The sequence below is a fragment of the Nonomuraea sp. NPDC049684 genome (genome assembly GCF_044465345.1).
Lineage (GTDB): Bacteria > Actinomycetota > Actinomycetes > Streptosporangiales > Streptosporangiaceae > Nonomuraea.
Genome location: NZ_JBITLO010000026.1, coordinates 25841 through 47951 on the forward strand (window position 1 = coordinate 25841; position 22111 = coordinate 47951).

The window sequence follows — 22111 nt, forward strand, 5'->3', positions numbered from 1 at the left end:
TCACTCGCGCACCCCCGCGAACCCGTCGCCCACGCTGGCGGCGAGCTGCAGGTAGGCCTCCCTGGTCGCCTCCTGGAGCCGGTCGAGGTCGATCTCCGCGCCCTCCTCCAGGTGCGGGTCGTACGGCACCCTGATCACCGCGCGGCACCTGGCCGCGAAATGGGCCTCCAGCTTTCTGATGTCCACCGCCGACTTCGACCGCGGCCGGACGCTGCACAGCACCACGGTCGCGTTCTTCACCAGATCGGCGTAGTGGTGGGCCTCCAGCCAGTCGAGGGTGGCCGAGGCGGCCCTGGCGCCGTCCACGGAAGGGCTGCTGACCAGCACGATCTGGTCGGCGAGCCCGAGCACGCCGCCCATGGCGGAGTGGAGCAGGCCGGTGCCGCAGTCGGTGATGCAGATGGAGTAGAAGTTCTCCAGCACCTGGGAGACGGCCTGGTAGTCGGCGCCGCTGAACGCCTCCGACACCGAGGGGTCGCGGTCCGAGGCCAGCACCTCCAGCCGCGAGGGCGCCTGCGAGGTGAACGCCCTGATGTCCACGTACCGCTTGACCTGGTCGCGCTCGTTGAGCAGGTCGCGCACGGTGGCGGAGGTCTCCAGCACCAGCTTGTCGGACAGCGTGCCCCGGTCGGGGTTGGCGTCGACGGCGATGACGCGGTCGCCGCGCATCTGCGCGAGCGTCGCGCCGAGCCCGACCGTGGTCGTGGTCTTGCCCACGCCGCCCTTCAGGCTCAGCACGGCCACCCGGTGGTGGCCGGTGGTCACGGGGGTGCGCGCCCTGGTCACCAGCTCGCGGCGGCGGCGCACCTCCGGCGCCTCGCCCGGCTTGATCCAGCCGCCGGACGCCTTGTAGACCAGCCGCCGCCAGCCCTTGGAGGGCGCGTTGCGCCTGCCGCGCAGCAGCGACTCAGGGTCGAGGCTGTCGGCGGTCGGCCTGCCGGTGAGCGGCGGGCGCTGCGGCGCGGTGAACACGGGGATGGGCGCCGGACGCCGCCGGCGCTCGTGCGGCGGCGGTATCTCCCGCTCGGCCGGCCGCCACTCCTGGTGGTCGCTCCACCGCGGGCGCTCGTCCCGCGCGGCCTCCTGGGGGGCGGGCGCCTCGCCGTGCGCGAGGTCGGGCCGCTGCGGGCGGCCCTCGCGGAAGGAGGTGTCGGACCACTGCGGCCGCTCGTCCCAGCGGGGCCGCTCGTCGGCCGGCGGCTCCTCGCGTTCAGGTTCCCTGTGGACGGGCTCCTCGAACCCGCGCGGCGGCTCGGCGGGAGCGGGCTCGGCGGCCTCGGCAGGCTCGACCGGGCCGGGCTCGGTACGGGCGGGCTCGTCGAATGTCCTGCGCGACTCGGTACGGGCCGGGATGTCGAACATCGTGGCCGGCTCGGTACGGGCCGGCGCGTCGAACGCCTCGGGCAGCTCGGTGATCATCGGCTGCGTCTCGTTCGACTGCTCGGCGGGCCGCGGCCAGTCGCCGAGCGACGGCCAGCCCGGCTCCTCGCTCTCGCGCTCCTGCTCGCCGCCCTGCTGCCGGAACGACTCCTCGCCCTGCTGCCGCCCCCGCTCGTGGAACGACTCCTCGCCCTGCTGCCGCCCCCGCTCCTGGAAGGGCTCCTCGCCCTGCTCCTGGCTCGGCTTCTCGCCCTGCTCCCGGGCCTGTTCGGCGTCCTTCTCCCCGCTCCCCGCCCGCTCGGGCGGCGTGAACGTCAAGGAGTAGCTGTCGGTGTCGTCAGGGCGCGGCAACGGCTTGAGGGGCGCCAGGAACGGGTCCTCCGACCGGCCGAGGCTCACCGGCGGCGCGGCCGGCTCACCGGCCGTGCTCTCCTGCCCTCTGCCGCCTTCCTGACCCCGGCCGCTCTCCTGCGTGGCGGCCCTGTCCAGCCACTCACCGGCCTCGCTCTCGGCCTCGGGCAGATCCTCGGCCGCCGCGTGGCCGTAAACGGAGTCGACGGCGGCGCGGAACAGCGGCGGCGTCGGCGTGTCGTGCGGCGTGGGCACGAGCAGCCACGGGTCCTTGGGGTACGGCGAAGCGACCGGCTCGTCCGCCGACGCGGACGAGGCTCCGACGGAGACGGGCGTCTCCTCCGTCTCCTTGATCGCGTCCAGCCAGGCCAGCTGTTCCTCGAGAGATTCTTCTCGATCGTGTCTTGCCACCGTGTTCCCCCTCGGGTGGGTCTAAAGGGGCAGCAAATACTTTGCAGGTTAACGCCACGCGTTCCCGCGCAGCCCGGCAACCCACAACTTCTTTGCCCGGCTACCGTGGATCGCATGCGAGCCATTGAGATCACCGAGCCGGGCGGACCAGAGGTCCTGGAATGGCGTGAGGTGCCCGATCCGGCCGTCGGACGCGGCGACGTGCTCATCGACGTGGCGGCCTCCGCGGTGAACCGCGCCGACGTCCACCAGCGGATGGGCTTCTACGACCCGCCTCCCGGCGCGCCCCTGTACCCCGGGCTGGAGGTCTCGGGCGTGGTGGCCGCGGTGGGGGCGGACGTCGAGCAGTTCAAGGCCGGCGACGAGGTGTGCGCGCTGCTGGCCGGCGGCGGTTACGCCGAGCGCGTGGCGGTGCCCTGGCAGCAGGTCATGCCGGCGCCGCAGGGCGTGCCGCTGGCCGAGGCGGCGGGGCTGCCCGAGGTGGCGTGCACGGTGTGGTCGAACGTGTTCATGGTCGGCCGGCTGCGGCGCGGCGAGACGCTGCTGGTGCACGGCGGGGCCAGCGGCATCGGCACGTTCGCGGTGCAGCTCGCCAAGGCGCTCGGCTCGCGGGTGGCGGCCACGGTCGGGTCCGAGGCGAAGGCCGAGCAGGTCAGGAAGCTGGGCGCGGACGAGGTCGTCAACTACCGCGAGGAGGACTTCGCCGACCGGGTGGAGGCCGACGTCATCCTCGACATCATGGGCGCCAAGTACCTGGCGGCCAACGTACGGGCGCTGCGCACCGGCGGCCGGCTAGTGATCATCGGGCTTCAGGGCGGCGGGAGGGCCGAGCTCGATCTCGGCGCGCTGCTGACCAAGCGGGCCTCCGTCCATGGCACCACGCTGCGCGCCCGTCCGGTCGACGAGAAGGGCGTCATCGTCCGGAGCGTCGTGGACAACGTCTGGCCGCTGGTCGAGGCGGGTGCCGTACGTCCGGTGGTGTACGCGAGGGTGCCCATGGCGGAGGCAGCCGATGCACACCGAATGTTGGATTCGGGAGAGCACGTCGGCAAGATCCTGCTAGTACGGTGAGTGTTATGAATGCTGAGGACAACAACACCCCTCACATCGTGGTGGTGGGCCCCGACTTCCAAGGTCAGGGCGATAGCGGTGATGAAGAGCGCTCGGTCACCAACCTGGTCGAGCAGCCCGCCAAGGTGATGCGCATCGGCAGCATGATCAGGCAGCTCCTGGAGGAGGTGCGCGCCGCCCCCCTCGACGAGGCCAGCCGCAAGCGCTTGAAGGAGATCCACGAGTCCTCCATCAAGGAGCTTGAGGACGGTTTGGCGCCGGAGCTGGTCGACGAGCTGGAACGGCTGTCGCTCCCCTTCACCGACGACAACGGCACGCCCCCCAGCGAGGCCGAGCTGCGCATCGCGCACGCCCAGCTCGTGGGCTGGTTGGAGGGTTTGTTCCACGGTATCCAGACCACCCTGTTCGCCCAGCAGATGGCGGCGAGGGCTCAGTTGGAGCAGATGCGCAGGGCGCTGCCCGGCGTGCCGGGTGACGAGGGCCACCGGCCGCCGAGCGGGTCGGGCCCCTACCTGTAGAGCCGCTCCAGCACCTGAGCGACGCCGTCCTCGTCGTTGGACGCGGTCACGTGATCGACCGCCGCCAGCACGTCGGGATGGGCGTTCGCGACGGCGTACGACGTGCCTGCCCAGCTCAGCATGGGCAGGTCGTTCGGCATGTCGCCGAAGGCGACCACCTCGGCCGGCTTGATCTCGTGCCGCCCGGCGAGCGTGGCCAGCGCCGTGGCCTTCGTCACGCCCTGGGCGCTCATCTCGACCAGGCCGCCGTGGCTGGAGTGGGTCGCGGTCACCAGGTGGCCCACCAGGTCGTGCACGGTCGCGTGCAGCTCGTCGGCGCCCATGTCGGGATGGAGGGCGAGCAATTTGACGCAGGGCCGGGCGGTCAGTGCGTCTCGGTCAATCCGGACAACTCCGACACCCTTGCGATCCAGGCCGCCGAGCCGGAAATCGGACTCGTGCGCAAACCCACCTTCATACTCGACCGAAAATGCGAGACCGGACACGTTCGCTCGTAGCTGAGCGACGACTTCCCCGAGTACGCGGGCGTCGATGAGGTGAGATTCCACTATCCGTTCGGTATGCAGATCGTAGATCAGTGCGCCGTTGGCGCATACGGCCAGGCCACGGTGCCGTACGGCGCCCGCGACCTCCCTCATCCACCTCGGCGGACGTCCGGTCACGAACACGAGCGCGGCCCCGGATTCCTCGACTTTCGCGAAGGCCGCAGCCGTCCGGGGAGACACGGTTCCGTCGGCGCGCAGGGCGGTGCCGTCGAGGTCGGTGGCCACTAGGCGCGGCGGTGCAAGGCTCTGCATAACAGGTTCCAGTTTGCCCGGTGATGCCGCCTGACAGAAATCTTCGTAGGGACGGGAACACCAACGCGCCAGAATGGTGTTAGATGTGATGGCGTTGTATTAGCTGATCCCGTAGTGAAAACCAGCATGACTTTGTCTGAGCCACCCCGGGTGCTTGCTGTACGACACACCGGGATCCACGAGGTGTGGGTCCCATAGATTCACATCCTGAGGGAGAGCTTTTATGGCTCAGGGAACCGTCAAGTGGTTCAACGCTGAGAAGGGCTTCGGCTTCATCGCCCCGGACGGCGGTGCGCCGGACGTGTTCGTGCACTTCTCCGAGATCGTCGGCAACGGCTACCGCAGCCTTGAAGACGGCCAGCGGGTCGAGTTCGAGATCACGCAGGGACAGAAGGGGCCGCAGGCCTCCCAGGTCCGTGCCCTCTGACCTGTAGTTCGTAGTTCGCAACTAAGGCCGGGGTCCGCATTCCAGCGGACTCCGGCCTTTGTGCTTCCCGCCGAAGCCCAGGCCAGCCTCCGGAGCCCTCAGCCCGACGCCCCAGAGCCTTTGCCGGCCCCTCGCCAGAGCCTCCAGGACGCCGTCACGGCCCTGGGAGGCCCTCTGCGGCCCCTTCTCATGTCCGGACATGTACTCGCGCGCCAGAGGCCGTCTGAAGCGCCCGCGCGGACTGCCGTCCACAGGCGGACGTCTTCCTGTGGACAAAGGGGAGGTTCACAAATCAGTCACGGCCTCGGGCGCGGCCCAACTTCCCTCCGTCTCCCGCCATCCACCCGTATATGAGGTACGCGTGGTTATGTCACCCCGTGACCATCACCGGGGTCATCCTGCTCCTGCTCAACGACCACCTCTTCAAGCCGCTCTGGCCCGGCCTGCTCACCGGCAAGCTCAGTGACCTGGCCGGACTCGTCGTCGCCCCCGCCCTGATGGCCCTGCTCCTCGGACGCCGCGCCGACCTGGCGGCCACCGTCCTGACCGGTCTGCTGTTCACGTTCATGAAGACCACGGAGACGGGCGCCGATCTCGCCTCCCAGGGCTGGAGCCTCGTGGCCGGGCCCTCGCGCGTCCTGGCCGACCCCACGGACCTGATCGCCCTGCCCGCCCTCGCCCTGGCCTGGTGGGTACGGCAGCGCAGCGCCGGCGCCGACTCCCCGCGCCGGCGGATCATGGTCACCGTGCCGCTGGCCGTCCTGGCCGTGACCGCCACGGCCGGGCCCGTCCCGGCATCGGCGGCCCTGTCCGTGGACGTGACCGAATCGGGCAAGATCGTCGTCGGGACGACCGGCACGGAACAGAGCTCCCGCCTCTCCGACGACGGCGGGACGACCTGGACCGACGCGACCGCCCCCGCCTCCCCCCGGACGTCGATCAGCGCCCAGTGCGTGCCCGGCCAGGCGACCCGCTGCTACCGCGTCCGCCAGAACCACCTCGGCGTGGACCAGTCGGACGACGGCGGCCTCACCTGGCGGCCCTCCTGGGAACCGTCCCCCGACACCCGCCTCCGGCTGGCCAGGAAGCACGGCGAGGACGAGAGCATGCTCGTGTCCTACGACCTGGCGGTCCAGGCAAGGCCCGGAGGACACGTCGTGGTCGTCGCCAACGGCGTGGACGGCATCCTGGTCAGGGACGTCTCAGGCGCCTGGCGTCGCCTCGGCTGGTCCTACACGCTCGACGACGTCCAGGACGACGAGGTGGACCTCGGCCCCGAGCGGAACGTCGCGCTGTTCCTGGCGATGTGCATGCTGCTGGGCGGCGTCGGCGCCAGGATGCGCCGGTATCAGGGCGCGTTCGCGGCATCGGGGGCGATCGGGGCGCTGGCCATGTTCGTCGCGCTGGACAGCGAGAGCGGCGAGGCGGTGCTGGTCGACCTCACCGCCATGTTCAGCTGGGCGGTGGCCCTGGCGGCCGGGCTGGCGTGCCTCGTACTGGCCTGGGACGGGAAGCCGCAGCCGGTGAGCGCGCTGACCGGCGTGGTGGCCGCGCCACTGGTCTACGCGGCCGTCTACCTGCCCTTCCAGGGCTGGGCACACGGCACGCCCGAGACCCACGGGACCGCCGTCACGCTCGCGGCCCTGCTGACCGGCCTGATCGTGATCGCGGGCGTCGCCGTCATCGCGGTCGACGCCCGCCGCCACTCCTACTTGGACGGCTCCAGCACGTCGAGCCCCACGTAGGGACGCAGCGCCTTGGGAACCACCACTGAGCCGTCGGCCTGCTGGTGGTTCTCCAGGATCGCCACGATCCACCGGGTGGTGGCCAGCGTGCCGTTGAGCGTGGCCAGATGCTGCGGCTTGCCGTCTTTGTCGCGATAACGGACGGCGAGCCTGCGCGACTGGAACTCGGTGCAGTTGGAGGTCGAGGTCAGCTCGCGGTAGCGGCCCTGGGTCGGGATCCACGCCTCGCAGTCGAACTTGCGTGCCGCCGACATGCCGAGATCGCCCGCCGCCGTGTCGATGATCCGGTAGGGGACCTCGATCTTGGCCAGCATGTCCTTCTCCCAGGCCAGCAGCCGCTGGTGCTCCTCGTGCGCCTCCTCCGGACGGACGTAGGAGAACATCTCCACCTTGTCGAACTGGTGGACCCTGATGATGCCCCGGGTGTCCTTGCCGTACGAGCCGGCCTCGCGGCGGAAGCACGACGACCAGCCCGCGTAGCGCAGCGGCAGCTCGTCGCCGCTCACGATCTCGTTGGCGTGGTAGCCGGCCAGCGCCACCTCGGAGGTGCCGACGAGGTAGAGGTCGTCCTCCGGCAGGCGGTAGATCTCCTTGTCGTGGGCCACGTGGAAGCCGGTGCCCTGCATGGTCTCCGGCTTGACCAGCACCGGCGTGATCATCGGCGTGAACCCGGCCTCGATCGCCTGCTGCATCGCCATGTTGAGCAGGCCGAGCTGCAGGCGCGCGCCGACGCCCTTGAGGAAGAAGAACCGCGAGCCGGACACCTTGGCGCCGCGCTCCATGTCGATCGCGCCGAGCGCCTCGCCGAGCTCCAGGTGGTCCTTCGGCTCGAAGTCGAACTGGCGCGGCTCCCCGAACGTCTCCAGGACGACATAGTCGTCCTCGCCGCCCGGAGGGGCGCCTTCCTCGACGATGTTCGGCACCGTCTGCATGAGCTGGTCGAGCTCGGCGGCCAGCTTCTCCGCCTCGGCCTCGGCGGCCTTGACCTGGCTCGCGAGGTCTTTGGCCCGCTGGAGCAGCGCGGCCTTCTCCTCGCCCTGCGCCTTGGAGACCGACTTGCCCATGCTCTTTTGCTCAGCGCGCATCGACTCGAACGAGGTCAGCGCGGATCGGTGGCGCTCGTCGAGGTCGAGCAGCGTTGCGACGACGGAGTCGTCCTCACCGCGGGCACGCTGCGACGCCCGTAGCCGGTCGGGATCCTCACGAAGGGTACGCAGGTCAATCACAAGGAAAGGCTACCGGCGCCCACCCCCACCCCGCCCCCGCATTCCCCGCTCCGCTCGGTGGGCGGCCACGGCCGGACTCGCGCCGACACCCCCCGGAGCGCTTAGGCCCATGTGAAGGGCCTCTCCGTGGTCAGAGCCGGCCGGATCTGATGCGGGTCAGCCAGTCGGCGGCTTCGGCGAACTGGGTGTCGGCCGTGCCTCTCTTGATCTGCGGGGCCACCCCGTCGGCGCGGGGGTAGCTGCCGAGGAAGCGCACCTCGCCGCAGATGCGGTGGAGCCCGGCGACGGCCTCGCCCACCCGCGCATCGGCGATGTGCCCCTCGAAGTCGAAGTGGAAGAAATAGCGCCCGATGCCGTCGCCCGTCGGCCGGGACTCGATGCGGGTCAGGTTGACCCCGCGCACGGAGAACTCGGTCAGCATCTCCAGCAGCGCGCCCGGGTGGTCGTCGGCCAGGAAGACGACCAGCGTGGTGCGGTCGGAGCCGGTCGCCTCCGGCAGCGGCCCCGGACGGCTCACCTTGACGAACCTGGTCACCGTGTCGGACCGGTCGCCGATGTCGCCGGCCAGCGCGACCAGCCCGTAGTGCTCGCCGGCGATGCGCGCGGCGATGGCCGCGTCGTACGGCGAGCCCGGCAGCGAGACCTCCTGGGCCGCGGCGGCCGTGGAAGGCGCGGCGACCACCACGGCGTCGGGCAGCTCGCGGGCGATGTAGGCGCGGCACTGCGTGATGGCCGCGGGATGGGTGTAGACCCGCTTGATGTGCGCGATCTCGGTGTCGGGCCTGGCCAGCAGCGAGAACTGGACCGGCAGCAGCAGCTCGGCCGTGATCGTCAACGGCTCGCCCCAGGCGAACTCGTCGAGCGTGGTGGTGATCGCGCCCTCGATGGAGTTCTCCAGCGGCACGACGGCGCCGTCGGCGTCACCGGAGCGGACGGCGTTGAGCGCCGCGCTCACCGTGGCGCAGGGCAGCCGCTCGGCGGCGGGATCAAGGAGCCTCAGGGCCTCTTCGGTGAAGGTCCCTTCCGGTCCGAGATAGGCGAGTCTGGGCATGCATCCAGAGTATCCGCAGGTGGTCGCAGCACGCCGCCCTTTCGCCGACCGCGTACGGCACCCGTACGGACACTCAGCGTGAACCCTTCAGGACCCGCGGCGGCACCAGCGGCCCCAGCCCGAGCCGGGCCGCCCGCACCGCCTGCTCCTCCTCCGGCGACAGCGGCTGCTGCCCCTTCCCGCCCACCACCGGACGCACGTACGTGCGCGTCTCGCTGGTTCCGTTGATCGAGGTCAGCACGATGCCGTCGCCCAGCCCGTTGATCATGGCCACCGAGAACGACAGCCTGCCGCTCATCTCGGCGAGCGCGTCGTAGCGGCACACGGCCACGTCTCTGATCGCCTTGAGGTCGCCCGCGCCCTCGCTGGTCTGCCTGGCCACCTTGCGCAGGCAGTCGTCGACGGCGGCCCTGGCCTGCCTGAGGCCCATGTAGCCGATGAACACGCCACTCACCCCGGCCACGAGGCCCACGACTACCCAAGCGGTAACGAGCACGCCACAGAGGGTAATACTTCGGTCAAGCCAGTTGCCGCCGTTTGGGCAACCAGGACGCCAGCAGCCAGACCAGGACCAGCGCCCCGAGCCCGAACCCGTCCTGCACGATCTTCCCCAGCACCAGGCTCACCCCCGGGATCCCGGCGGCGATCAGCGAGACCCCCCACCAGGGCACGGGCACCACGTAGAACAGCCAGACCCCCGCGGCCACCCGCAGCCTGACCGGATCGCGCCCGTCGCCGACGATCGCCCCGAGCACCACGACCACCCAGGCCAGATGGTGGATCCAGGCGACCGGCGAGAGCAGCACCGCCATCAGCGACGTCAGTGCCACCGCCGTCAGTTCGTCCTTCGCCTGGTACGCCGCCCGCGCCGCCCGGAACCCGTACCAGGCCACGGCCGCCACGATCACGGCCCACATCACGAACGTCAGCGACTCCGGCATGTACAGCCGCAGCAGCATGCCCCGGATCGACTGGTTCGTCGTGGCGGTGTTCGCCCCCAGCCGCTCCGGATCGAGCAGCGCCGAGAACCAGAAGGCGGACGCGTCCTGCGGGATCACCACGAACGGCAGCACCGTCAGCACGGCCGCCACGAACGCCGCCATGAAGAACGTCCGCCACTGCCTGGTGACCAGGAAGTAGATCAGGAAGACGCCGGGAGTCAGCTTGACGGCCGTGGCCAGCCCGACCAGGAACCCCCGGGGCAGCCAGGGCCGCCGCGCCAGGCAGTCCACCAGGCACAGGGCGACCAGCAGGATGTCCACCTGCCCGAACCGCACCTGGTCCCGGATCGGCATCAGGTACGTGCAGGCCACCATGAGCAGCCCGAACACCCACGGCACGTAGGCCCGCAGCGCCTGGCGGAAGGCGAACCAGACGGTGACCGCCAGCGCCGCGAAGATGCCGGCCGTCCACACCCATTGGGCGGTGCCCCAGGACATCTCGGCCAGCGCCACGGCCAGCATCGCCGCGATGGGCGGATAGGTGAACGGCAGCAACTGGGGCGCCGGGGTGAAGAAGTCGTACACCGGACGGCCGTCGAGCAGCATCTGGCCGCCGGTACGGTAGACGTCGAGGTCGACGAGCCGCTGGTCGTCCGGGTTGGTCAGCCATGTGTGCACGAGAGGCGCGGCCGCCGCCGCGACGACGAGCGCCACCACCGCCCACGCCCACCACTGCCGCCGGATCACTCGCACCTCGCCTCTTGTCACGATGTGGCACGTTACCGTGGCTGTTGATCGAGGGCGCAGACACTGGGGGTTCCGTACATGCCTTACGCCACGCTCGGGGGCGGGCACCAAGCGCGTCGCGTACGCCCCGCGTCCCCGAGCGCCGTGACCGGCTCCCGCCTGCGGCACCTCAGGACAGCGGCGCCTCGGGCGCGCCGCCGGCTCGTCACGGTGCTCCTCGGCCTCATGCTCGCCGCCCTCCTCCTTCCCGCCTCCGCCGCGGCCGCCGCTTCCCAGGGCGGTGCCGCGATGATCCACTCCGGCGTCATGACCGCGCCGGGCGCCGCGGCGGCCTCGGGCAGCGGCGTCCCGGGGCAGGGCGGCCCCGAAGGGCGGCGGGTCGTGGTGGTGGGCGTCCCAGGTCTGCAGTGGAGCGACTTCAGCGAGTCGGGCACGCCCACCCTGTGGAAGCTCGCCGCCCAGGGCAGCTCGGCGTCGCTGTCCACCCGCGCCGTCCCGCCCAAGGACCGCGGCCTCACCTGCCCGATGGCGGGCTGGCTGACCGTCTCCGCGGGCCAGCGCGCCGGCACGCCCGGACAGGGCTGCCCCGCCGCGACGCCTCCCCAGCCCGCCGGGGACGGCGCCACCGTCCCCGGGTGGCGGGAGCTGGTGGCCTTCCAGGCCGACACCGGCTACGCGGCGCAGATCGGCACGCTCGGCCAGTTGGTGGCGGACGGCGGGGGCAAGGTGGCGGCGATCGGCCCCGGCGCCGCCCTCGCCGCCGCCGACAAGACCGGAAAAATCACTAAATACGCCCCCACCCTCGACGCCCTGAACGACCTGACCCCCTACAACCTGATCGTCTTCGAAGCCGCCGACCTCACCACCGCCTGGGCCCGCGGCCCCCTCGACGACCACGGGATCCCGGTCTCCCTCCCGGCCGCCGAACGTCAAGCCGCCGCGGCCAGGGCGGACCAGCAGATCGCCGCCCTGATCGGCAGAGTGCCCCCGAACACCACCGTCCTGCTCGCCGGCATCTCCGACCTCAGCCCGAACGCCCACCTCCACGCGGCCCTCGCCACCGGGCCGTCCACGAGCGGGCAGCCGTACCCGCCGGGCGGCTCCCTCACCGCCTCCTCCACCCGCCAGGACGGCCTGGTCACCATCACCGACCTCACCGCCACCGCCATCCAGCTCCTGGGCCTGACCGCCCCCCGCGACGTGGTCGGCCGCGCCTGGCAGCCCGGCGGCGACGCCACCGCGCCGGCCGCCGCCACGGTGACCCGGCTGGCCGACGGCGACCTGGCCAGCCAGGTGCTGCGGGACGTACGCGGGCCCTTCTTCACCGTCCTGGTGAGCGTCCAGCTGCTCTTCTACGCCCTGGCCGCCCTGGCGCTGCGCCGCCGCCGCTCCTCCCGCGTCCGGCAGGCCCCGCCCGCGTCCGGCGCCGCCGATGACCGCACGCCGCCGGCGGCCGCCGCCGTGACGGGCGCTGCCGAGGCGAACGGCCACCCCGCCCCGGCCACGGGCGGCGAACCGGCCGACGCCTCGAAGCTGCTGGCCGCCATCCAGGTGGTGGCGACCGTCAGCGGCGCGATCGCGGTCTCCACGTTCCTGGCCCAGCTCGTGCCGTGGTGGAGCCTGCCGATGCCGATGGTCTCGGTGATCGTGACGATCCTGGCCATCGCCGCCCTGATCACCGGCCTCGCGTTCGCCGGCCCGTGGCGCGCGCACGTGCTGGGCCCGCTCACCGTGGTCGCGGCCGTCACCTCGCTCGCCCTCCTCATCGACGTGATGACCGGCTCGGCCCTCCAGGTCAACGCCGTGACCGGCTACGAACCCGTCACCGGAGGACGTTTCTACGGCTTCAGCAACATCGCCTTCGCCGTCTACGCCACCGGCACGGTCCTCGGCCTGGCCGGGGTGGCCCACTGGCTGCTCGGCAGGGGCGTCTCCAGGACGGTGGTCGTGGCGCTGTGCGGCCTGTACGGCGCCTTCGCCGTCTTCGCGGACGGTTCGCCCTCGTGGGGCGCCGACTTCGGCGGTGTGCCGGCGTTCGTGATCGGGGTGGCGGTCTTCCTCATCCTGCTGTCCGGCAGGCGCGTGTCGGTGGTGAAACTCCTGGTCGTGGGGGTGGGCGCGGTCGCGCTGATCGCCGCCATCTCGGTCTTCGACTGGATGCGCCCGGCCGACAGGCGCACGCATCTCGGCGCGTTCGTGCAGCAGATCATCGACGGCCAGGCGTGGACCGTCGTCGGACGCAAGTTCGGGGCCATGATCGGGGTGAGCGTGGGCAACTGGCCGCTGACCCTGCTCTCGGTGGTCGCGCTGGCGTTCCTGTTCCTGGTGCTGGCCCGCCCGTCGAGGTGGGGCGCCTCGGCGCTGGGTCAGGCGTACGCGCTGGCCCCGCCGCTCAGGGCCGGCCTGTTCGGGACGCTCACCTGCGCCTTCATCGGCTTCCTGATGAACGACTCGGGCATCGCCATCCCGGCCATGGCGCTCACGGTGGCGGTGCCGCTGACGCTCGCGGCCTGCGTACGGGCCCTGCAGCTCGCCACGCCCACCCCACCAGCAGAACGGTCAACGCCAGCAGCGCCCACGCGATCTGAGGCCTGAGGACGCCACTGAGCCATTCGGCCCCTTGCGGCTGCCCGTCGACCCGGGCGGGCAGGTAGGCCAGGGACAGGATCAGCAGGTGGGCGACCATGAACCCGTCGACGGCCGAGGCGCCCACCAGGGCGAGCATGCCGAACGCCAGCCCGTCGTACCAGGGCAGGATGTACGGCGTGGCGAACAGGTAGGCCACGACGAGCGCCGCCGCCACGACCGGCGCCTCCAGCCCTCCGGAGGCCCCCTCGCGGAAGGCGGACCGCCGGGACGCCAGCCGCAGCAACGACCAGGCGACGACCGCGAGCACCGCCAGCGCGCCCACCTGGATCTCGCCCCGGTAAGCGCGCCCGGTGCCCACCAGCGCCCAGAGCCACCCCTGCACCAGCTTCCAGAACGAGGCGTGCGAGATCGCCTTGCTGGTGGTCGTCACCGGCGTGATCGCCTCGGGCCCGACGACCGCGTAGCCGACGACCACCACGGCCAGCGCGGCGGCCGCCATGACGGCGAGCCGCCCCGGACGGCGACGCAGCTCCCACGCGGGGCCCAGCGCCACCAGCCCCGCGTTGAGCTTCGTCGCCACCCCGAGCCCGAGCAGCACCCCGGACGCCGCCGGACGTGCCCTGGCCAGCAGCGCGGCCACCATGCAGGCGATGGCCAGGGTGTCGGCGTGCATGCCCGCGACCAGGTGGTAGAGCAGGAGCGGGTTGACCGCCCACAACAGCGCGGCCCGCAGCCGCCGGGCGGGGTCGTTCCTGGTGAAGCGGTCGATCAGCAGGGCCGTGACGACGAAGGCGGCGGCGTTGAACACCGCCAGCACGAAGATGGTCAGCCGGAGCGAGTCGCCCCCGATCCAGCTCGCCAATGCCTGGAGGGCGGTGGCGACGGGCCCGTAGACGCTGGGCTCCTCGCGCCACGGCCGCTCGACCGCGTCGGCGATGGGATCGCCCGGCAGGTCGACGGCGCCGTGCGTGTAGGGGTTGAGGCCGAGCGTGACCATCCGGCCGTACACGGCGTAGTTGAGATGGTCGCCGGAGCCCGAGGGAGGCAGGAACGCGAGCACCCCCGCGGCGAGGCAACCGAGCAGCACCAGCGGCCGGACCGGCAGCCCGGGACGCGGCCCGGCGGCCAGCGCCGCCAGCAGCCCGGCCCCGCCGATGAGCAAGGCGGCGGCGGCCAGGACGAGCACCGCATAAGGATCAGGACGGGCGTCCACCCAGTACGGCGGCTGCCACCCCGGCCCGCCCAGCGCGGGAACCATGGGAGAAGGCCCGAGCAACCCGATCGTGATCGTCAGGAGCACCGAGACCGCGATCATCACCAGCCCGGGAACCGCGAGCCGCGCCCGGACAGCGTCGGCGAGCCGCCCCGGCCGAGGCGCCGCCGCCCGCCCACCGGCCGCGGAGGCCCGGGCGAACACCGGCCGCGCACCCCACGCGGCGACCCCGCCGCCGCCCGCCGGGAACCGGCGCCGGTCGGCGGCAGACCACGGAAGCCGCAGCGATGCCACCCAGAAAGGTGGGGCTTGTGCCTGTTTGCGGCGTCTCTCCGAAGTCACCCGCAAATTCCAGCACACTCGTCACGGCCCCAGCCCCAGATCATCCACGCCTGTGGATAACCCGGAGGCCGAAATCACCGCTTAGGAAGGAGTTTGCCGAGATTTTCGACGACCACCGGCTCCCGGCTCGCCAGAGCCAGGGCGACGTCCCGCAACTGCCGGGCGCGGTGCAACTGGGCCCGCCAGTCGTTGCCGGTGGCCCGGTGGGACATCTCCACCTCGACCTCGACGACCCTGAACCCCTTGCGCAGCAGGTCGATCGTGAGCGCCGTCTCCACGCCGAACCCGTGCGCCAGCGGCCGGGCGGCCTCGAAGGCGGCCCTGGTCAGGCAACGCTGGCCGTTGAGCGGCTGGGCGGCCTCGAAGCCGGTGGCGCGGCGGATGCCGTCCTTGGACACGCGCACGACTAACCCATGGCCGCCGAGCTTCACCCGCGTGCCGAACAGCGCGATCGTCATGTCGGCCTTGCCCTCGCGCACGGGCTCCACCAGCGGCGCCGCGGCGCTCGCCGTGTCACCCAGGTCGGCGTCGAGGAAGAGCAGGTGGCGAGGGGCACGGTCCTCGTCGAGGAGGCGTACGGCCTCCGCGCCCGTCTCCATGGCCGCGGCCTTGCCGCGGTTGCGGCTGTGGCGGACCACCCGCGCGCCCGCCGCCCGCGCCACCTTGCCGGTGCGGTCAGTCGAGCCGTCGTCGACGACCACGACGAGATCGACGCCCGGCAGGCCGGCCGCCGCGGCGACGGTGGCGGCGATGCGGTCGCCCTCGTTCACCGCGGGAATGACGACAGCCGTGTCAGCCTGCGTCATGATCCCTCGGTGATGAGGAACTCCTGCGGCAGCTCGTCGTGCACGGTGAACACCGAGACGAGCCCCGTGACCTGCAGGATCTTGCGGACGGCCGGACGCGGCGCGGCCACCTCCAGCACACCTCCCCGCTCTTTCATGCGCTTGAGCGCCGAGAGCAGCACGTTCATCCCCGTGGAGTCGCAGAAATCCACGGCGGACATGTCGATGACCACCCGGCTGGGCTCGTCCTGCAGCAGCCGAGTGAACTCGGCCTGCAGGTGAGGCGCCGTATAGAGGTCGATTTCTCCGGTGATGGCAACGAGTGCGCACCCGGCATGTGATCGAGTCGAGACCTTGAGCTCCACATGGGCAGGCTAGCGGCGCGGAGGCTTCCGGTCACGTTGTCACGCCGAGAGGGGAACGACAGGTTTTTGTCCTCCGTTTGGGCTCCATCAAAACGGAGAGTACGCGAAGCTTGACAGCGTGACACCGGAACCGGCAACGCTTCACGGAGAAGGAGGGGCTGTGGCCCGCCCCATGGGCCTCGTATCGATGAATGCAGAGAAACCTGAAGATCCACAGCGTCAGGGGCTCCGGGAACGTCTGGAGACCATCCTCATCCGCACAGAAAAGGCCACCTCATGGCATGACGAAGCAGCGCGCCTGCGCGGTCTGCTGAACCACGAGGGCTACGTCCCGATCCGCACCAGGCTGGCGAGCGAAGACCTCGACTTCCTGGCCGGCTCCCGCGCCGACCTGCTCAGGTTCGCCGAGCTCGGGCTGCGGCTGCTCGACCTGCACCAGCCGCGCGACGCGGGTGGCATCACGAGCGACACCGCCAACCCGATCCTGCGGTGCCGGAGCTGCATGTGGCGCTGGCCCTGCCCGACGTTCCGGGCGATGTCGGAATCGTTCGGGCAACGCGACACCGCGCTCCCCGAACCCGCCTGACCCGGGCGCCCAGACCCGGGCGGCCCACGACCGAGGAAGCGAGACCACAGCGGAAGATCGAGGCAGGACACCGTGCGGGAACGTCAGCTTCCGGACACCAGGGGCAACCGGATCTCGAACCGGCACCCCGGTCCTTCGTTGACCACCCCGATCATCCCATCATGCGCCTCGACGATCCCCTGGGCGATCGCCAGCCCGAGCCCGGCGCCGCCGTCGGCGGTGGGCGTACGCGCGGCCTCCCCCCGGAACGCCACCTCGAACACCCGAGGCAGATCCTCCTCGGGAATCCCCCCGCAACCGTCGGCCACCGACAGACAGGCCATCCCCTGCTCGTCCACCCCGGCCCGCAGCACCACGGCCCGTTCCGAGGGCGTGTGCCGGATGGCGTTGACGACCAGGTTCCGCAGGGCCCGGCCCAGCGCGGCCGCGTCGGCCTCCACGGGCACGGCCCCCGCCGCCTCCGCCGTGAGCACCACCCCCTTGGCCCTGGCCAGCGGCTCGACCCCGGCCAGCGTGTCCGCGACGAGGTCGGCGAGCCCGATCCTGGCCCGCGAGAGCCGCAACGCGCCCGCGTGGATGCGCGACAGCTCGAACAGGTCGTCCACCATGGCCGAGAGGCGTTCGACCTCCAGCTTGATCTGGCCGTGGTAGCGGGCGACCGTCTCGCGGTCGGCCACCACCCCGTCCTCCAGGGCCTCGGCCATGGCCCGCAGGCCGGCGAGCGGCGTGCGCAGGTCGTGGCTCACCCAGGCGACCAGTTCCCGGCGCGCGCCTTCGAGCGCGCGTTCCCGCGCGTACGCCTCCTCAAGGGTGCTCGCGATCTCCTGGAGCTCGGCCGGCAACCCCAGCGGCGCCCTGAACGGCACGTCGCGCACGGCCGCCACCAGCCGCCTGCTCTCCCCCACCACCCGCCTGGCCAGCACGAACGCCACTCCGAGCCCCACCAGGCCGCCCACCGCGACCACGCTGAGCACGAAGTCCTTGACCGCCCCCTCGATGATCATCTTCATCGTGATGGCGACCACGCCCGCCAGCGTCGCCGCCACGGCGACCACCACCACGACGGCCAGCATCACCCCGATCGACCTGGTCCGCAGCCGTCCCATGGCCCATACGCCGGCGGCGGCGACCAGCAGCCCCAGCCCCGCCGAGACGGCCACGACCATGGGCAGCTCGCTCACCGACACCATGGGATCGGGAGGCGTCACCCCGCGCTCTCCATCGGCTCGTACCGGTAGCCGACGCCCCAGACCGTGACGATCCGCCGCGGTTCGGTCGGGTCCGCCTCGACCTTCTCCCGCAGCCGCCGCACGTGCACGGTCACGGTCGAGGAGTCGCCGAACGACCACCCCCACACCTGGTCGAGCAGCGCCGACCGGCTGAACGCCTGCCGCGGGTTGCGCATGAGGTAGGCCAGCAGGTCGAACTCCCTGGCCGTCAGCATCACCGGCGCGCCGCCGAGCCGCACCTCGTGGGCGCCGACGTCCACGACGAGGTCGCCGTCGCGCAGCACGCCGGTGCCGGCCGTGACGGACGCCCCCCGCGCCCGGCGCAGCACCGACTGCACGCGCAACGCCAGCTCCCGGGGGCTGAACGGCTTGGTCACGTAGTCGTCGGCCCCGGTCTCCAGGCCCACCACCCGGTCGATCTCCTCGCCGAGCGCGGTGAGCATGATCACCGGGACCGGCCACCGCTCCCTGAGCTTCCTGCACACCTGGAGCCCGTCGATCCTGGGCAGCATCAGGTCGAGCACCATGAGGTCGGGCGGGTCGGCCAGGGCCCTGCGCAGCGCCTCGGCGCCGTCGCCCACGCACTCCACCTCGTGCCCGTCGCGCTCCAGATAGCGGGCCACGACCTCGGACACGGTCGGGTCGTCGTCGACCACCAGGATGCGGGTGTTCACCGTCTCACCGTACGGCCGAGCCCCACGTGGCGGACATGGTGGCGGACATGTACGTCACAGGTTCGTAAGCCTCGCGGATCATGCTCGGAGGACGTACGGTGGCCTCATGAGTAGAGTCGTGATGCTCGTTTTAGGGACCCTTCTCGGTCTCTTCGTGCTGTTCAACTTCCTCCTGCCCCTGCTGGCAGGCCTGTTCAAGCTCGTCCTGATCGTCGGGGTCGTCGCCCTGATCGTCTTCATCGCGGTCACCGTCGTCGGTAAGTCCCGTTCGTCGCAGTGACGTCGCTTCTGTTCGATCCGTGGCTGGTGGGGATCACCATGATGGCGATCCTCCTGCTGGCCACGTGGGCGGCCACCTCGCTGCCCACCCCCGGCGGTGAGTCTCCCGGCTTCCCGCTGACCTACGCGCGCCGCACGGCCTTCCAGCGGATGCGCGATCCCGACGCGGCCGGACGCCCGCGTCCACGAGCGCCTTAGGCGAGCCCCGCTTCCGTCAAAGCGGGGCTCATCGTCATGTGATGAGCCCTGGTCCGTCGTCATGTCTGAAGGGCTCATGATCGATTCACTTGTCACGTTCGTCATCGGCGTGTCCGGGGGTCACGCCGCGCTCGCCATCGTGCTGTTCACCCTCGCCGTACGCCTGGTCCTGCTGCCGCTCAACGTCCGCCAGGCGCGGGCCGGGCAGGTCCGGCAGCGGCTCGCGCCGAAGCTCCAGGAACTGCGCGAGCGCCATGGGCGCGATCCCGAGCGGCTGTCCAAGGAGCTGACCGCTCTGTACGCCCGGGAGGGCACGTCACCGTTCGCGGGGATCTTGCCGATGCTGGCGCAATTGCCGTTCCTGTGGCTGATGTTCAGGGTGGCCACGCATCCGACGGCACTGGCCGGTCACACTCTGTTCGGGGCGCCGCTGGGACAGCAGCTCGCGGGCGTGGTGGCCCATTTCGGTCTGATCAGTTGGCCGGTTTCGGTCTTCGTCGTCGTCATCGCGGGGCTCGTGCTGCTGGCATGGCTGTCGGCACGCTCGATCAAGGTGCCGGAGGGGCAGCCGGAGTTGCTGCGCAAGGTCATGCCGCTGTTGCCGTACGGCTCCGCGCTGGCCGTGCTCGTGCTCCCCCTGGCGGCCGGCCTGTACCTCCTGGCCTCCACGGCGTGGGCCGTCACCGAACGGGCCGTACTGGCGGCCAGGACCGCCTAACCGGCCTCCTTCAGGGCCGCGACCTGCCCGTTCACCGCCGCCCCGTTGGGTGCGGGCAGGATGGCCCACACCGTCGTCGTGTCACCGTCGTGACGAACCCCCCAGCTCTCAGCCACGTATTCGACGATCCCCAGCCCCCGGCCCCCGAGCGAAGACAGGGTCGGGCGGCCCGCCCGCGGCTCTGTCGCCGCACCCCCGTCGCTGACCGCCACCTCTATGTGATCGTCGCTACGCATCCAGGCGACCCTCACCATGCCTGAAGGCAGCGGATGCGCGTGCCGCAGCGCGTTGCTCAGCAACTCGCTCACCACCAGCACCGCATCGTCGATCGCGGAGGTGTAGACCCCACAATCCTGCAGGTCAGTGCTCAGACGCTGGCGGGCGACGGCGACGCTGGACGGCGCGTACGGCAGCAGCACCACGCTTGACACACCCACCTCCCCGTTCCCTGTGCCCCCCGCGGGAACACTCCCCGGTACGACCGAAATGCCCCGTTAGCCAATCGCAGAAACCGCATCTCGATCACAGCTTGTACACATTGGACGATAGATCAGCTCAACTGTGACCACCTCGTTACCGCATCGGTGTGTCGGATCGGATAGTGGAAGCGCGCCTCAGGACCAACCGCATCCTCGTACCCCCTCCGGGCCTCGGTTGAGCACTCACTTCTCCCCCCTGTGCCCTGGCCAGACTGCGCACGATGTAGAGGCCGAGCCCCACTCCACCAAAGCGCCTCCGGTCCCCGCTGTCCACCTGGACGAAGCGCTCAAAGATCCGTTCGCGGTCAGGCGGTGAGATTCCGACCCCCTCGTCATCCACCACTACGACCACGCCGTCGTCTTCGGGCCAAGCTTCAACACAGATCAATCCACCCATTGGGGAATATTTAAACGCGTTCTCCAGCAATTGCCCCAGAACGATGTCGGTTGCCAGGGCGTCGCCCAGCACCGGCGGCAATCCGTCCGGGATGCGCACCTCGACGCGGTGGCGGTCGGACAGCACCGGCAGGCCGAGCGTGGCCGCGTGGATCCGGGCCGCGAGGTCGAACGTCTCGATCCGCACGGCCAGCTCGTCCGCGCCCGCCCTGGCCCCCAGCAGCAGGTGGTCCATGAGCTGGCCCAGCGATCCGGCCCGCTCGGCGATCGTGTGCACGGCCGAGCGGCGTTCGGCGTCGCTCATCTTGTCCCAGCGCGCGTCGAGCGTGCCGGCGAACCCGCGCACGATCGTGATCGGGGTGCGCAGCTCGTGGCTGGTGGTGGCCAGGAAGAGGTCCTTGGCCTCCTCCAGCTCCTTGGCCTGGGTGACGTCGCGGAAGTCGATGACGATCTCGCCGGTCTCCTCGATCCGGGCGCTCACCACGTCCAGCCAGCGCCCGTTCTCCATCTGGAACGTCAGCTTCTCGCCGGGGCTGGGCAGCGGGAACGGCGGCGGGCCGCCGATCACCGCGTCGGCGGGGAAGGCGGTCAGTTCGGCCGCGGCGGGGTTCCAGCGCACGACCCGGCCGGCGTCGTCCAGCACGGCGATGCCGTCGGCGCTGGCGTCGAAGACGGCCCGCTCGTGCGCCCGCTGCCGCACCGCCTCCTGGTAGGCCACCGCGTTGCCGACCGCGATGCCGGCGTGCCCGGCCAGCAGTTCGAGCAGCTCCAGCTCCAGGTGGCCGGGGGCGGGGCCGGCGAACAGCGCGTAGAGGGCGCCGTAGGGGCGTCCGCCGACCGCGGCCAGGCCGAGCGCGATCGTGTGCAGCCCGTTGAGCCTTGCCCACACCAGGTCGCCGAGCCCCTGGGACTCCAGCATGACGGTCTTGCCCGTGCGTAAGAGCTTGTCCACCAGGCTCGTCCGCAGGCCGGTGGTGGTGCCCCTGAGCGTCTCCGGCAGCCGGTACGTGCTGACCAGCCGCAGCCGCTCACCCTCGATGAGCACGAACCCGCCCGCGTCCGCGCCCGTCAGCTCGGTGAGGCTGGCCGAGATGCGGTCGAGCACGGCCGGCAGCTCCAGCTCGGAGTTGATGTCGCCGACCACGTCGGTGAGCCGGCGCACCAGCCGGGCCCGGCGTTCCATGCGCAGCCCGGCGACCTCGTCGGCCCGCGCGGGATGGTGGGCCAGCACGTAGCCGACCACGGAGTTGCCCATGCGCAGGGCGTTGATGTCCACCCGCAGGTCGAGCGACCTGCCGTCCTTGTGGACGCGCTTGGTGCGCAGCGACACCTGGCCCCCGGTGCGCACGCGCTCCAGCACCGCGTTGTGCTCGGCGGCCAGCTCGTCGGGGACGATCGGCGCCCGGCGCCCCAGCATCTCGTCCGCCGTCCAGCCGAACAGGTGCTCGGCCGCCGCGTTCCAGACCAGCACGCTCTGGTCGCGGTCGAGCGCCACCACGGCGTTGGGGGACCCGGCGAGCACGGCGCGAGCGATCTCCTCGTCACTGCCGACCCATGCGTATCCCACACCTCCATAGTGCACGTGGCGTGGTG

General features: G+C 71.3%; 22 protein-coding genes. 9 read left to right on the forward strand and 13 right to left on the reverse strand.

What is annotated here, in order from left to right; all coding sequences use genetic code 11:
* Nucleotides 1-2142: an AAA family ATPase gene (locus tag ACIBST_RS47045; protein WP_397179969.1), complete on the reverse strand. Its 2142-nt coding sequence runs from the start codon at nucleotides 2140-2142 to the stop codon at nucleotides 1-3.
* 114 nt (nucleotides 2143-2256) lie between these two features.
* Between ACIBST_RS47045 and ACIBST_RS47050 the strand changes: the two genes are divergently transcribed.
* Together ACIBST_RS47050 and ACIBST_RS47055 are read left to right on the forward strand one after the other, a co-directional pair.
* On the forward strand, nucleotides 2257-3213 hold the full coding sequence (locus ACIBST_RS47050; RefSeq protein WP_397179970.1) for an NAD(P)H-quinone oxidoreductase: 957 nt from the start codon (nucleotides 2257-2259) through the stop codon (nucleotides 3211-3213).
* A gap of 5 nt (nucleotides 3214-3218) precedes the next feature.
* Nucleotides 3219-3731, forward strand: a complete 513-nt coding sequence (locus ACIBST_RS47055; protein WP_352318235.1) for a bacterial proteasome activator family protein — start codon at nucleotides 3219-3221, stop codon at nucleotides 3729-3731.
* On the opposite strand, the gene ACIBST_RS47060 is transcribed toward ACIBST_RS47055, so the two are convergent.
* The gene (locus ACIBST_RS47060; protein ID WP_397179971.1) at nucleotides 3722-4501 is read right to left on the reverse strand and encodes an HAD family hydrolase; all 780 of its coding nucleotides are present in this window, start codon (nucleotides 4499-4501) and stop codon (nucleotides 3722-3724) included. The genes ACIBST_RS47055 and ACIBST_RS47060 overlap by 10 nt on opposite strands.
* A 250-nt stretch (nucleotides 4502-4751) precedes the next feature.
* Here ACIBST_RS47060 and ACIBST_RS47065 point away from each other — a divergent pair, with 250 nt between their 5' ends.
* On the forward strand, nucleotides 4752-4955 hold the full coding sequence (locus ACIBST_RS47065) for a cold-shock protein (protein WP_080043977.1): 204 nt from the start codon (nucleotides 4752-4754) through the stop codon (nucleotides 4953-4955).
* 377 nt (nucleotides 4956-5332) lie between these two features.
* Nucleotides 5333-6700, forward strand: a complete 1368-nt coding sequence (locus tag ACIBST_RS47070; RefSeq protein ID WP_397179972.1) for a hypothetical protein — start codon at nucleotides 5333-5335, stop codon at nucleotides 6698-6700.
* On the opposite strand, the gene serS is transcribed toward ACIBST_RS47070, so the two are convergent.
* From serS to ACIBST_RS47090, 4 genes are all read right to left on the reverse strand, one after another.
* Nucleotides 6664-7926 (reverse strand): serine--tRNA ligase, encoded by a 1263-nt coding sequence (serS, locus tag ACIBST_RS47075; protein ID WP_358290963.1) that lies wholly within the window; start codon nucleotides 7924-7926, stop codon nucleotides 6664-6666. The genes ACIBST_RS47070 and serS overlap by 37 nt on opposite strands.
* Nucleotides 7927-8056: 130 nt before the next feature.
* Nucleotides 8057-8977 (reverse strand): prephenate dehydratase, encoded by a 921-nt coding sequence (gene pheA / locus ACIBST_RS47080; RefSeq protein WP_397179973.1) that lies wholly within the window; start codon nucleotides 8975-8977, stop codon nucleotides 8057-8059.
* A gap of 73 nt (nucleotides 8978-9050) precedes the next feature.
* Nucleotides 9051-9473 (reverse strand): DUF4446 family protein, encoded by a 423-nt coding sequence (locus tag ACIBST_RS47085; RefSeq protein WP_397179974.1) that lies wholly within the window; start codon nucleotides 9471-9473, stop codon nucleotides 9051-9053.
* Between the two features lie 22 nt (nucleotides 9474-9495).
* Nucleotides 9496-10686 carry a glycosyltransferase 87 family protein gene (locus ACIBST_RS47090; protein ID WP_397179975.1) on the reverse strand — a complete coding sequence of 397 codons (1191 nt, stop codon included), beginning with the start codon at nucleotides 10684-10686 and terminating at the stop codon, nucleotides 9496-9498.
* Nucleotides 10687-10809: 123 nt separating this feature from the next.
* Here ACIBST_RS47090 and ACIBST_RS47095 point away from each other — a divergent pair, with 123 nt between their 5' ends.
* On the forward strand, nucleotides 10810-13260 hold the full coding sequence (locus tag ACIBST_RS47095) for a hypothetical protein (RefSeq protein ID WP_397179976.1): 2451 nt from the start codon (nucleotides 10810-10812) through the stop codon (nucleotides 13258-13260).
* Here ACIBST_RS47095 and mptB read toward each other — a convergent pair.
* From mptB to ACIBST_RS47110, 3 genes are all read right to left on the reverse strand, one after another.
* On the reverse strand, nucleotides 13145-14761 hold the full coding sequence (mptB, locus tag ACIBST_RS47100) for a polyprenol phosphomannose-dependent alpha 1,6 mannosyltransferase MptB (protein WP_397179977.1): 1617 nt from the start codon (nucleotides 14759-14761) through the stop codon (nucleotides 13145-13147). The genes ACIBST_RS47095 and mptB overlap by 116 nt on opposite strands.
* 122 nt (nucleotides 14762-14883) lie before the next feature.
* Nucleotides 14884-15615, reverse strand: a complete 732-nt coding sequence (locus tag ACIBST_RS47105) for a glycosyltransferase family 2 protein (RefSeq protein ID WP_397179978.1) — start codon at nucleotides 15613-15615, stop codon at nucleotides 14884-14886.
* Nucleotides 15612-15959, reverse strand: coding sequence for an STAS domain-containing protein (locus ACIBST_RS47110; protein ID WP_352318253.1), 348 nt, complete (start codon nucleotides 15957-15959; stop codon nucleotides 15612-15614). The genes ACIBST_RS47105 and ACIBST_RS47110 overlap by 4 nt, the downstream gene beginning before the upstream one ends.
* 160 nt (nucleotides 15960-16119) lie before the next feature.
* Here ACIBST_RS47110 and ACIBST_RS47115 point away from each other — a divergent pair, with 160 nt between their 5' ends.
* Nucleotides 16120-16545 carry a hypothetical protein gene (locus ACIBST_RS47115; protein ID WP_352318255.1) on the forward strand — a complete coding sequence of 142 codons (426 nt, stop codon included), beginning with the start codon at nucleotides 16120-16122 and terminating at the stop codon, nucleotides 16543-16545.
* A gap of 83 nt (nucleotides 16546-16628) precedes the next feature.
* Here the strand turns inward: ACIBST_RS47115 and ACIBST_RS47120 are convergent, their stop codons facing one another.
* A complete protein-coding gene (locus tag ACIBST_RS47120; protein WP_397179979.1) occupies nucleotides 16629-17753 on the reverse strand; it encodes a sensor histidine kinase in 1125 nt (374 codons plus the stop codon).
* On the reverse strand, nucleotides 17750-18448 hold the full coding sequence (locus ACIBST_RS47125) for a response regulator transcription factor (protein WP_397179980.1): 699 nt from the start codon (nucleotides 18446-18448) through the stop codon (nucleotides 17750-17752). Before ACIBST_RS47125 ends, ACIBST_RS47120 begins: the two co-directional genes overlap by 4 nt.
* 106 nt (nucleotides 18449-18554) lie before the next feature.
* Between ACIBST_RS47125 and ACIBST_RS47130 the strand changes: the two genes are divergently transcribed.
* From ACIBST_RS47130 to ACIBST_RS47140, 3 genes are all read left to right on the forward strand, one after another.
* Nucleotides 18555-18728 (forward strand): hypothetical protein, encoded by a 174-nt coding sequence (locus ACIBST_RS47130; protein WP_352363275.1) that lies wholly within the window; start codon nucleotides 18555-18557, stop codon nucleotides 18726-18728.
* Nucleotides 18725-18925 carry a DUF6412 domain-containing protein gene (locus ACIBST_RS47135; RefSeq protein ID WP_397179981.1) on the forward strand — a complete coding sequence of 67 codons (201 nt, stop codon included), beginning with the start codon at nucleotides 18725-18727 and terminating at the stop codon, nucleotides 18923-18925. The genes ACIBST_RS47130 and ACIBST_RS47135 overlap by 4 nt, the downstream gene beginning before the upstream one ends.
* A 76-nt stretch (nucleotides 18926-19001) precedes the next feature.
* Nucleotides 19002-19643 (forward strand): YidC/Oxa1 family membrane protein insertase, encoded by a 642-nt coding sequence (locus ACIBST_RS47140; protein ID WP_397179982.1) that lies wholly within the window; start codon nucleotides 19002-19004, stop codon nucleotides 19641-19643.
* Here ACIBST_RS47140 and ACIBST_RS47145 read toward each other — a convergent pair.
* A complete protein-coding gene (locus ACIBST_RS47145) occupies nucleotides 19640-20065 on the reverse strand; it encodes an ATP-binding protein (protein WP_397179983.1) in 426 nt (141 codons plus the stop codon). The genes ACIBST_RS47140 and ACIBST_RS47145 overlap by 4 nt on opposite strands.
* 151 nt (nucleotides 20066-20216) lie before the next feature.
* Complete coding sequence (locus ACIBST_RS47150) at nucleotides 20217-22085, reverse strand: ATP-binding protein (RefSeq protein WP_397179984.1); 1869 nt, start codon at nucleotides 22083-22085, stop codon at nucleotides 20217-20219.
* Between the last annotated feature and the right edge of the window lie 26 nt (nucleotides 22086-22111).